Raw genomic sequence first — 11,833 nt, forward strand, 5'->3', positions numbered from 1 at the left:
AGTGGATACTTTAAGTTACAAGACCATTTCTGCCAACAAAGCAACTGTAACCAAAGAATGGGTTATTGTTGACGCTACAGACCAGACATTAGGTCGTCTGGGAGCAAAAGTTGCAAAATTGTTGAGAGGAAAGTACAAACCAAACTTTACTCCTCACGTAGACTGCGGTGATAACGTTATCATCATCAATGCAGACAAAGTAAAACTGACTGGTAACAAGTGGAATGACAGAGTTTATTTGTCATATACAGGCTACCCTGGTGGTCAGAGAGAGATGACTCCTGCCCGTTTGATTGCTAAACCGAACGGCGAAGAGAGATTACTGAAAAAAGTAGTGAAGGGCATGCTTCCTAAGAATATCTTGGGAGCAAGATTGCTGGAAAACTTGTATGTTTACGCTGGTAGCGAACACAAACAAGCTGCACAGAACCCGAAAATGATTGATATTAACTTATATAAATAAGATATAATGGAAGTAGTAAATGCATTAGGCAGACGTAAACGTGCAATTGCACGCATATTCGTAAGCGAAGGTACAGGAAAGATTACTATCAACAAGAGAGACCTTGCAGAGTACTTTCCATCAACTATTCTTCAGTATGTTGTAAAACAACCATTGAACAAGTTGGATGTTGCTGAAAAGTATGACATCAAAGTAAACTTGTGTGGTGGTGGTTTCACAGGTCAGTCTCAGGCTTTGCGTTTGGCAATTGCCCGTGCACTGGTTAAGATGAACGCTGAAGATAAAGTTGCTCTTCGTGCAGAAGGCTTCATGACTCGTGACCCTCGTTCTGTTGAACGTAAGAAACCGGGACAGCCGAAAGCTCGTAGAAGATTCCAGTTCAGCAAGCGTTAATGGGCTGCCTGACCGAGGAATATGTTTAGTATCTAAACTACTGGGACTCTATTCATAGACTACCCGGCGGTTGGTTTAGAAAAAACAAAAAAGAAAGTAAACGATTTAAAGAAAAACAAGATGTCAAGAACAAATTTTGATACATTATTGGAAGCCGGATGCCACTTCGGACACCTTAAGAGAAAGTGGAACCCTGCAATGGCTCCTTATATTTTCATGGAACGCAATGGTATTCACATCATTGACCTCCACAAAACTGTTGCAAAAGTAGACGAAGCTGCTGAAGCTTTGAAACAGATTGCCAAATCTGGCAAGAAAGTTCTTTTTGTTGCTACTAAAAAACAAGCTAAACAAGTTGTAGCTGAGAAAGCTCAATCTGTTAATATGCCTTATGTAATCGAACGCTGGCCGGGTGGTATGTTGACCAACTTCCCGACTATCCGTAAGGCTGTGAAGAAAATGGCTACTATCGATAAATTGACTAACGATGGTACTTATGCTAACCTTTCCAAGAGAGAAGTTCTTCAGATTTCACGTCAACGTGCAAAATTGGACAAGACTTTGGGCTCTATCGCTGACCTGACTCGTCTGCCGTCTGCATTGTTCGTTATCGACGTAATGAAAGAAAATATCGCAGTTCGTGAAGCTAACCGTTTGGGTATTCCAGTATTCGGTATCGTTGATACTAACTCTGATCCTTCAAACGTTGATTTCGTAATTCCTGCTAACGATGACGCTACTAAATCAGTAGAAGTGATCCTCGATGCTTGCTGCGCTGCAATGATCGAAGGTTTGGAAGAAAGAAAAGCTGAAAAGATCGACATGGAAGCTGCTGGTGAAACTCCTGCCAACAAAGGTAAGAAGAAATCAGTAAAAGCTAGACTCGACAAGTCTGACGAAGAAGCTATCAACGCAGCTAAGGCTGCTGCTTTCATCAAGGAAGACGAAGAGGCTTAATATATTAATGTGCCAATTTGCTAATGTGCAAGGGTGTGATTATACACTTGCATTTTGATTGGCAGATTGGCACATTTTTTGTTTCGAAAATTATTATTCATTAAAATAAAAGGAAATTATTATGGCTGTAAGTATGGCTGATATTACCAAGCTGCGCAAAATGACCGGAGCTGGTATGATGGATTGCAAAAACGCGTTGACTGAAGCAGAAGGCGATTTCGACAAGGCAATGGAAATTATCCGTAAGAAAGGACAAGCTGTTGCTGCTAAGCGTTCGGAACGTGAAGCTTCTGAAGGTTGCGTTTTGGCTAAAACTACCGGTGACCGCGCCGTTATCGTTGCTTTGAAGTGTGAAACTGACTTTGTGGCTCAGAATGCTGATTTCGTGAAACTGACTCAGGATATTCTTGACCTTGCCGTGGCTAACAAATGCGCTACTTTGGACGAAGTGAAAGCATTGCCGATGGGTAACGGTACTGTACAGGATGCAGTGACTGACCGTAGCGGTATCACTGGTGAGAAAATGGAACTTGACGGTTACATGACTGTAGAAGGTGCATACACTGCTGTTTACAACCACATGAACAGAAATGGCCTTTGCACTATTGTTGCTTTCAACAAGGAAGTTAACGAGCAGTTGGCTAAGCAAATAGCTATGCAGGTTGCTGCCATGAACCCGATTGCAATTGATGAAGATGGCGTTTCTGAAGAAGTAAAACAGAAAGAAATCGAAGTTGCTATTGAGAAGACAAAAGCTGAACAGGTACAGAAAGCTGTAGAAGCTGCTTTGAAGAAAGCTGACATCAACCCGGCTCATGTGGACAGCGAAGAACACATGGAAAGCAACATGGCTAAAGGCTGGATTACAGCTGAAGATGTAGCTAAAGCAAAAGAAATCATTGCTACTGTTTCTGCTGAAAAGGCTGCTCACTTGCCTGAACAAATGATTCAGAACATTGCTAAAGGTCGTCTGGGCAAGTTCTTGAAAGAAGTTTGCTTATTGAACCAGGAAGATATCATGGACGGTAAGAAGACTGTAAGAGAAGTGTTGGCTGCTGCTGACCCTGAATTGAAGATTGTTGATTTCAAGCGTTTCACTTTGAAAGCTGAATAATCAGTCTGACGACAGAGAATATAGGAGCCGTTTCGAATTTATTTCGAAACGGCTTTTTGTTTTTACAATAGATAAGTTGGATTGTAATTTCTGAAAATATATGCGGAAAAATAAAATAAACGATTATTTTTGCACACGCTGATACAATAAGTAAGTTAAGAATAGGAATCTGACTTGTATTATACTATTTTTCTTTTAGATGAAAATAAAGCTATATAAGTTGATGAATTATCATGTGATATATTATTTCGAAAAGATAGTGATAGAATTCAAAGCCAAAATTTTATTTGAATGAACAGATGTGAATATCATAATATGACTGATCCAGTTTTATGGGGTTATTTATCTACAGGTGATGGAATAGCTCTTGAAGTATTGTATCGACGTTATTTCTCATCACTATTCAATTATGGTAAGTCTATTTGTGCCAATGAAGATTTGGTAAAGGATTGTATTCAGGATCTTTTTGTGAAAATCTATAATAATAAGGCTTCTTCTCCTCATTTTGTGAAGGCATATCTGTTCAGGATATTGAGAAATTGTATCTATGATAAAATACATTCTGTCATAGTTGATCTTTCTATTGAGGACGTTGATTTTGAATTGAGCATAGAGGATGAAGAACTGGAGGGCTTATTTGCCAGGGGGGACGAAGACTTGTTAATCGGTAAGCGTTTGCGCAAAGCTTTCTCACGTTTGTCTGCTAATCAGAAGAATGCCGTTTATCTACGTTTTATAAAAGACTTTTCTTGGGCGGAAATAGCAGAAATATTGCATATAACTCCCCATTCGGCAATGAATTTAATAGCTCGTGCTATATCCAAACTATCCTCTTTATTAGAAAAGTAAGATAAAGCTTATTTTTAATAAGAAAAGTGAGGAGTAATTTCTTCTTTTTCAGTCATACTAATAGCAAACTAATCATATGGATAAAAGAAATACACATATCCGTTCTGTTGGCAGTTTATTGCTGCATTATTTGAAAAGACGGGAGGCAACGGCTCCTGCCGGGCTTGAGGATGAATTGTGGCAATGCATTGAACGGAATATTAAAGAGAATAAACGTCGTCGCATAATATATTATCTGAAATGGTCATTTTCTACAGCCGCTGTAATATTGCTATTTGTAGGGCTGGGTTATTATTATTCCAATGAAGAGCCGGATATAAAGGCTCAAGTTGCTTTATTGCCAACAGTAGTATCTGAAGAAAATGAGATAGTATTATCCGGAGGTAATAATGAACGGTTGACGATTGAAAATGGGGCGACTGTATCATATACTTCGCAGGGCACTATTTCTGTAAATAAAACAATAGTGCGGCAGAAAGAGAAGGAAGAAAAAAATGAAGAAAATGTGTATAATCAAATTATAGTTCCCAAAGGCAGGCATAGTAGCCTGTTGTTGGCAGATGGGACTAGGCTTGATATAAATGCCGGTTCCCGGGTAGTGTATCCATCTCATTTTAAAAAAGATAAGCGGGAGATTTATATAGAAGGAGAAGTGTTTTTAGACGTAAAACGTAATGAATCAGCACCTTTTATTGTGAAGACTTCACATTTTGATATTGAAGTGCTTGGTACGGCTTTTAATGTACATGCTTATAAAGATGATGTAAAATCTTCAGTTGTTTTGTTACGCGGAATAGTAAATGTAAAAGGTGAGCATGGGGACAAAATGAATTTGGTTCCTAATGAATTGGCTTCAATTAGAAATGGAGTAATTCTAGGAAAAGAGCGAGTGAATGCAGAAGAATATATTAGTTGGACTAAAGGGGTTTTTATTCTGAAAAATGAATTGTTGGGTGATGTTTTCAAAAAGTTGGAAAGGTACTTTGACCGGGAAATAATACTAACTGGTAAAATGCCCGTTGAACCACTTTGTGGGAAAATAGATTTGAATGAAGGCATTCAGGAAATTATTCGTTTCATATCTCTTACAGCTCCAATTGTAGTGGAGGAGCGAGATAGCATTTTTTACGTTTCCCCTAAATGATGCAATAAAGATGTTTAACCCTTAAAAAGAAAAAGCCTATGGAATAGAAAGTATGAAAAACAAAAAATCCGGATAATACTGCAAATATTATCCGGATGGAGAGTAAAACTCAAACTCGCAAAAATTTGATTTAACCCTTAGTATTACAAAATTATGGAAAACAATAAGATTATGTGCAGTATATTAGTGAAAATACGCAAATATATACTCACAATTACCTTTTTTTTAGTTATTCTGCCCGTATTTGCGGAAAACAGTACTATTGATCAACAAGAACATTTTACTTTTGAATTGAAAGATACTTCTATAAAAGATGTACTTTCGTTGATAGAGAAAAAGAGTCAGTATATATTTCTTTATTACGAAACTGCGATTGATATATCTAAAAAGGTAACTTTAAAAGTTAGAGATAAATCTATTTCAGAGCTCCTTGATATATTGTTTGCAGGGAGTTCTATACACTATGAGATAAAAAATAGACAGATAATACTTAGCAAGGCTTCGGAAGTTTCTCAACAAGTAATAAAGGAAAAGAAAATAACCGGGCATGTCAGAGACAAAAACGGAGAAGCTATTATAGGTGGAAATATTTTGGTGAAAGGCTCTTCAATAGGTACGATTACGGATATGGACGGAGCGTACTCATTGAAAGTACCGGAAAATGCAATTCTAGTTGTATCGTTTATCGGTTATAAAACTAAGGAAGTGCCCGTTGGCAGACAGAATGTTATCAATATTGTGTTGTCTGATAATCAGGAAGTGTTGGATGAAGTGGTTGTCATTGGATATGGAACACAGAAAAAAGCGGATCTTACCGGTGCTGTTGCTAATATCAGTGCAGACAAATTGAGCAGCCAGAGCAATACGAATATCGGTCAAGCCCTGCAAGGAAAAATAGCCGGCGTAGATATTGTTTCTCAAGGTGGAGCTCCCGGAGCCGGTACACGTATTATGATACGTGGCATCGGTACACTGAATAATGCGACTCCGTTATATATCGTAGATGGTATGTATATGGATAATATTGATCATCTGAATCCGAATGATATTGAGAGCATTGATGTCTTGAAAGATGCTTCTTCGGCGGCAATCTATGGTTCAAGAGCTGCAAATGGGGTTGTCATTGTCACCACTAAATCCGGTTCTAACACAGAAGGGAAACCGATAATTGACCTGTCGGCGAATATAGGTGTGCAAGCGCCTGCTAAATATCTGGATATGCTGAATGCCAGTGAATGGGCCAAGGTAACCGGCAGTGCACGTGCCGCTGCAAATAAAGCGGCTTTGGATATGGCCTTGGATTTAGATTCAAAAGAAGACAATGACTGGCAACGTGTGATGATGAAACCTGCTTTGATGCAGAATTATAATGTCACCATCAAAGGAGGAACCAACTATTTTTCCTATTATACCGGACTTGGATATATGAATCAGGATGGTATAATCAAGGGGACTAACTATAAAAGATACAATGCTACTTTTAAGTCGGAATACAAACGTGATTGGTTTACTTTAGGCAATAACGTGGTGTTAAGTCTTCAACAAAGTGACCCTTTGTATGCTTTCGCGCGCGGTGGGTACTTGGGCATTATTTTAGAATCGATTCCCACATTGTCCCGTTATGATGAAACGAATGAATTCGGTGGCTATGGCAAGAACTATGGTGATGTGACGGATATTCCTAATCCTTTGGGCATTTTGGATCGTAATATAACGCGGCGGAATCAGGATAATTACTCGGCATATATCAATCTGTATGCTGAGGTTAAGCTTCCTTTTGGCTTAAAATACCGTTTTAATGCAACTCCGGATGTAGGTATGATAGACAATTCCGCTTATGAGAATGCGTATGATTTTGGTTTGCGCAGAAATTCAATTTCAAATATGACGGAGAGTAAAAAAACGTCTAATAATCTTTTGATAGAGAACCTGTTATCGTTTGATCATACTTTCGGAAAACATAAAATGAATGCATTTGTAGGCTATTCTTATCAGAAATATCATACCAAATACATTATGGCTGCCGGCAAAGGGCTGCCGGAGAATATCTATGAGGTGGGTTCTGCAACACAAGACCGTGTGAATGATACATGGAACCAAGAAAGTGCATTGACCTCTATCATGGCACGACTTTTCTATTCTTATGATAACCGTTATTTGATTACCGCCACATATCGTAGGGACGGCTCATCTAAATTTGCAAAGAAAAACCGATATGGTCATTTCCCGTCTGTTTCTTTAGGATGGAATATTGCAGAGGAACACTTTATGAAGAATATTTCCTGGCTTGACCAACTAAAGCTGAGAGGTGGTTATGGTGTTTTGGGAAATCAGGAAATAGACAACTATCTATACACAAGTACAATCACCTCAAATATTAATTATCCAGATGGAAATGGCGGATTGTATCAAGGTGCTTTTCCGAAGAAATTTGCCACTCCCGATATTAAATGGGAAGAAACTACAATGACCAATATTGGTATTGACCTTTTGTTATTTAAGAGTCGTCTGTCTTTTAATGGTGATTGGTATTATAAGAAAACAAAAGATATTTTATTAACTGTGCCTATTCCGGCTTCGTCCGGTGGTTCTAATGATCCTATCAGAAATGCAGGTAAGATAAAGAATACCGGTTTTGAATTTAGTTTGACGTGGAACGATCATATTAATAAGGATTTTTACTATGGTGTGACGCTGACAGGAAACGCTATGAAGAATGAGGTGCTTGAGATGGGGGATGTTGACCAAGTGATTAATGGTGGAACAAATTATAAGAATGTGTCCACTACCCGCACATTGGCCGGATATCCAATTGGCGGTTTTTGGTTGATTCCGACGGATGGTTTGTTTCAGTCGGCAGATGAAGTAAAAGCACATAATAAAGACGGTGTATTAATTCAACCGAATGCCAAACCGGGGGATATCCGTTTTAAGGATGTTAATAAGGACGGCAAAATAACAGATGATGATCGTGTATATTGTGGAAGTCCTTTCCCGAATTTTACGATGGGACTGAATTTGAATGCCGGATACAGAAACTTTGATATAATGATAGGTATGCAAGGCGTGTTTGGTAATAAAATATATAATGGAACTCGTTTAGACTTGGAAGGAGTGGATAAAGGTACAAATTTTCTGCGTTCTACTCTGAATTATTGGACGGAAGAGAATAGGAATACTTCTATGCCACGTGTGGACTGGAATGATCCCAATAACAACAACAGGCCCGAATCAAATAGATTTCTGGAGAACGGTTCATTCTTCCGGATTCGTAATGTACAATTGGGATATACGTTCAAAGACCTGTTTAATAGTAAAATCCAGAAATTGAGGTTGTATGTGAATATGGAGAATTTGGCAACAATTACCAGCTATAGCGGATATACTCCTGACGTAGATAACAGCGCAAGCTCTACATCCCGGGGATTTGACAATTTTACTTATCCGGCGAACAGGATATTTATGTTTGGAGTGAATGTTTCATTTTAAAAATAAGACAGTTATGAAAAAAAATATAATATTGGCTATTGGTTTCTTAATGATGTTCCTTTGGGTTGGTTGTGAAGGCAAACTGGAACTTACAAATCCCAATGAAGTGACATCGGAAACATTCTGGAAGACGGAGTCGGATTTCAAGAAAGCTTTGACGACTTGTTATACACCATTGAAGATATGGAATGGAGGATATTATGCTACCCGTGGATTGATGATACGCCTTTGCCGTGCAGATGATCTCACATTTCGCACCGGAGTAGATGATATATATACTGTGCACATGTTTACGAATAGTAACTCCAATTCAGCCGTAACAAATATGTTCTCTTACTTTTATGAAGGTATTTATCGTAGCAATTTAATCCTTGAAAAGTTGGAAGAGAAAGATTTTTCTGAGGATTTCAAAAAAGAGGTCAGAGGCGAGGCTTTTTTTATGAGAGGCTTGTATTATTTCTTTTTAGCTAAAGAGTTTGGAGATGTTCCTATTCGTTTGAAAGCTTCACAGAATGTAAAAGATTTTCCTGTGGCAAAATCATCGCAGGCGGATGTGTATGCGCAAGCTGAATCGGATTTCAAATTAGCTGCCGGTTCACTGCCGTTAGAGAATAGCAAGGGAAAACCGACAGCAGGAACAGCAAACGCCTTTCTTGGAAAACTTTATGTATATACAGAACAATGGGGAAGTGCCAGAGAAATATTAAAACCATTGACTAAGAGTCCTTATACTTACCGTCTGGTAGATGACTATACGTGGAACTTTGATGAAGAACACGAATATAATTCAGAAAGTATTTTCGAGATAATCTTTGATTCTGCAGGAGGTACTGACTTGTGGGACGACGGTGAATCTGCTAATTCTTCGCAAGGAACCACTCTTCCGGTGGAATATGCGGCAGGAAGTCTTGGCGGATGGTTTATGGCAAATATATATCCTAATATCATGCCGCTATTTTTGCAGGAAAGAACAGTTGATGGTGGTGTTGATTACAGGGTCAAAACATCCATTGCATGGGATTATCCGGGATGTATGTACTATAAACGGCCTATTCAAGAAGTTCTAACTCCGGCAGAATTGGAGTCGTACTGGATGCTTAAATATCAGCATTCTACTATTCGCACCCAGGAAGTTGAAACCGAACCTTCTTATATTAATGAAAGAGCGATGCGTTTTGCTGATGTATTGCTGCTTTTGGCAGAGTGTGAACTGGAATTGCCGGACGGAGATATTGATACGGCAATCGGATATATTGACCAGATAAGAACCCGTGGCGGTAATCTTCCGGCATATAGCGGAGCCAAAGATGTAACTTCTGTTAAAAACGAGTTGATCCGTCAACGTGCTATTGAATTTTTTAGAGAAGGTGAACGCTTTTATGATTTAAGGAGATGGGGACTATTAGAACAGGCATTGCGAAACATTGATGAAACTCGTGCCTCTTTCTTTGATCCGTCTCGTCATTATTATTTGCCGATTCCGGCAAAAGAATTACAGACGAATCCTCTTTGTACCCAGAACGGGACATGGTAGAAATAACATTAAAATAGTAAGTATAAATATAAAAGGCGGATATTTTTCTGTATATTCGCCTTTTTAGAAGATTGAAAACGTATGAAGAGAATCATAAACTTTATCTTTGCTGTTTTATTATCACCTGTCTGCCTGTTTGCACAGGGGCAAGGTGTGACACAATGCGGGACTTCGACGGGGCAATATCCTTTTCCGGTACAGTCTTATATTGAGTTGTCAGATCCTTCAGTTCCCTCTTCTCAACAATGGTCAACAATGAAACAACCGTGTGTTTCTTGGGGAACTACTGATGTACGTTATGCCAAACATAAGCTTCCTGTCCTGAAAGTGCAGAAGAATATAAGTCTTACAGGTTGGCGTGGTGAAAAAATACATGCGCAAGCTGTTGTTTGGACAGGAACAGATATAGATAAACTTAACTATTCCTTTACTGAATTTAAGAACGGAAAAGGGAATATTATTCCGGCTAGTGCCTTTAGTGGTGGGTTTGTGCGCTATGTAATGACGGATGAATTAAATAAAGACGGGCGTGGAGCTTGTGGTTCCCGTCCTGACCATACTATTTATGACTCTTTGCTTGTGGCAGACGGTATAGACCATCTATTGGAATTTATACCAATGGAAAAGATGAGTACACGTGCTGTTTGGGTAAATTGTCGGATACCGCAATCAGCAATACCAGGACTCTATAAGGGGACTGTTGAGGTGAAAGATGGCGATAAGATATTGTCTGTTTTGAATATGGATATTCGCGTTTCTTCGCATACACTTCCGGTTCCTTCCGAATGGACTTATCACTTGGATCTTTGGCAGAATCCGTTTGCTGTGGCACGCTATTATCAAGTTCCTCTCTGGAGTCAGGAACATATAAATGCTATGCGCCCGCTGATGAAGATGTTGGCAGACGCAGGGCAGAAAGTTATCACGGCTGCCATCATACATAAACCTTGGAATGGGCAAACACATGATTATTTCGAAAGCATGGTTACCTGGATAAGGAAAGTGGATGGAACTTGGGCTTTTGATTATGCTGTATTTGATCGATGGGTTGAATTTATGATGAGTATGGGCATTAATAAACAGATAAACTGTTATTCTATGGTCCCATGGGAACTCTCTTTCCAGTATTTTGATCAAGCTTCCAATAGTATGCAATTCGTCCGGACCGCTCCGGGTGAATCGGAATATGAAGAGATATGGGTAGCTATGCTTTCTTCTTTTTCCAGGCATTTGCGTGAGAAAGATTGGTTTGATATCTGTACAATTGCTATGGACGAACGTCCGATGGAAGTTATGCAGAAAACCTTGAAAGTAATTTATAAAGCCGATTCGGAGTTTAAGGTTTCGCTTGCAGGCAATTTCCACAAAGAGATAGAAAAGGATTTGTATGATTATTGTATCAGTATTGGGCAGTGTTTCCCGGAAGATGTGAAGGTGCGCCGGCATACAGAGGGGAAATGGACTACCTATTATACTTCATGTGCCGAAGCATTTCCCAATACATATACTTTCTCTGCACCTGCTGAAGCTACATGGATGAGCTATTATTCTGCAAAGAATCATTTGGACGGTTATTTGCGTTGGGCGTATAACAGTTGGCCGAAAGAGCCATTATTGGATTCCCGCTACAAAAGTTTTGCGGCAGGAGATACCTATTTTGTATATCCCGGAGCACGTTCTTCTATCCGTTTTGAGAAATTGATCGAGGGTATACAGGATCATGAGAAAATAACGATTCTTCGTCGTGAATTTACAGTTACCGGGAATAAGGACGGATTGAAGAAAATAGAGCGATTATTGTCGCCGTTTAATTTGAGTAGCTTTCCCGAAATACCTGCGGAGAGAACTGTAAATAAGGCAAAGAGGATTTTAAATACATTGTAAAAGTAA

9 protein-coding genes are annotated in these 11,833 nt (G+C 39.1%); all 9 read left to right on the top strand.

Annotated elements, in window-relative coordinates:
• Position 1: 1 nt before the first annotated feature.
• The 9 genes from rplM to BacF7301_RS08725 all read left to right on the top strand — a co-directional run bounded on the left by rplM (position 2) and on the right by BacF7301_RS08725 (position 11,827).
• Positions 2-463, top strand: coding sequence for a 50S ribosomal protein L13 (rplM, locus tag BacF7301_RS08685; protein WP_167962000.1), 462 nt, complete (start codon positions 2-4; stop codon positions 461-463).
• 6 nt (positions 464-469) lie between these two features.
• Positions 470-856, top strand: coding sequence for a 30S ribosomal protein S9 (gene rpsI, locus BacF7301_RS08690; RefSeq protein WP_167962002.1), 387 nt, complete (start codon positions 470-472; stop codon positions 854-856).
• A gap of 120 nt (positions 857-976) precedes the next feature.
• Complete coding sequence (gene rpsB, locus BacF7301_RS08695) at positions 977-1,813, top strand: 30S ribosomal protein S2 (protein WP_167962004.1); 837 nt, start codon at positions 977-979, stop codon at positions 1,811-1,813.
• Between the two features lie 121 nt (positions 1,814-1,934).
• Positions 1,935-2,927 (top strand): translation elongation factor Ts, encoded by a 993-nt coding sequence (gene tsf / locus BacF7301_RS08700; RefSeq protein ID WP_167962006.1) that lies wholly within the window; start codon positions 1,935-1,937, stop codon positions 2,925-2,927.
• Positions 2,928-3,218: 291 nt separating this feature from the next.
• Positions 3,219-3,776: an RNA polymerase sigma factor gene (locus BacF7301_RS08705; RefSeq protein WP_167962008.1), complete on the top strand. Its 558-nt coding sequence runs from the start codon at positions 3,219-3,221 to the stop codon at positions 3,774-3,776.
• A gap of 76 nt (positions 3,777-3,852) precedes the next feature.
• Complete coding sequence (locus BacF7301_RS08710; RefSeq protein ID WP_167962010.1) at positions 3,853-4,920, top strand: FecR family protein; 1,068 nt, start codon at positions 3,853-3,855, stop codon at positions 4,918-4,920.
• A 153-nt stretch (positions 4,921-5,073) separates the two neighbouring features.
• On the top strand, positions 5,074-8,409 hold the full coding sequence (locus tag BacF7301_RS08715; protein WP_369805645.1) for a TonB-dependent receptor: 3,336 nt from the start codon (positions 5,074-5,076) through the stop codon (positions 8,407-8,409).
• 13 nt (positions 8,410-8,422) lie between these two features.
• Positions 8,423-9,943: a RagB/SusD family nutrient uptake outer membrane protein gene (locus tag BacF7301_RS08720; RefSeq protein ID WP_167962014.1), complete on the top strand. Its 1,521-nt coding sequence runs from the start codon at positions 8,423-8,425 to the stop codon at positions 9,941-9,943.
• Positions 9,944-10,024: 81 nt separating this feature from the next.
• On the top strand, positions 10,025-11,827 hold the full coding sequence (locus BacF7301_RS08725) for a DUF4091 domain-containing protein (RefSeq protein ID WP_167962016.1): 1,803 nt from the start codon (positions 10,025-10,027) through the stop codon (positions 11,825-11,827).
• Positions 11,828-11,833 lie beyond the last annotated feature (6 nt).

The organism is Bacteroides faecium (genome assembly GCF_012113595.1).
GTDB lineage: Bacteria > Bacteroidota > Bacteroidia > Bacteroidales > Bacteroidaceae > Bacteroides > Bacteroides faecium.

Bases quoted from the DNA above. Each gene is read 5' to 3' on its own strand.
- rpsI (WP_167962002.1), top strand. From the start codon at position 470: ATGGAAGTAGTAAATGCATTAGGCAGACGTAAACGTGCAATTGCACGC.
- rpsB (WP_167962004.1), top strand. From the start codon at position 977: ATGTCAAGAACAAATTTTGATACATTATTGGAAGCCGGATGCCACTTC.
- tsf (WP_167962006.1), top strand. From the start codon at position 1,935: ATGGCTGTAAGTATGGCTGATATTACCAAGCTGCGCAAAATGACCGGA.
- BacF7301_RS08705 (WP_167962008.1), top strand. From the start codon at position 3,219: ATGAACAGATGTGAATATCATAATATGACTGATCCAGTTTTATGGGGT.
- BacF7301_RS08710 (WP_167962010.1), top strand. From the start codon at position 3,853: ATGGATAAAAGAAATACACATATCCGTTCTGTTGGCAGTTTATTGCTG.
- BacF7301_RS08715 (WP_369805645.1), top strand. From the start codon at position 5,074: ATGGAAAACAATAAGATTATGTGCAGTATATTAGTGAAAATACGCAAA.
- BacF7301_RS08720 (WP_167962014.1), top strand. From the start codon at position 8,423: ATGAAAAAAAATATAATATTGGCTATTGGTTTCTTAATGATGTTCCTT.
- BacF7301_RS08725 (WP_167962016.1), top strand. From the start codon at position 10,025: ATGAAGAGAATCATAAACTTTATCTTTGCTGTTTTATTATCACCTGTC.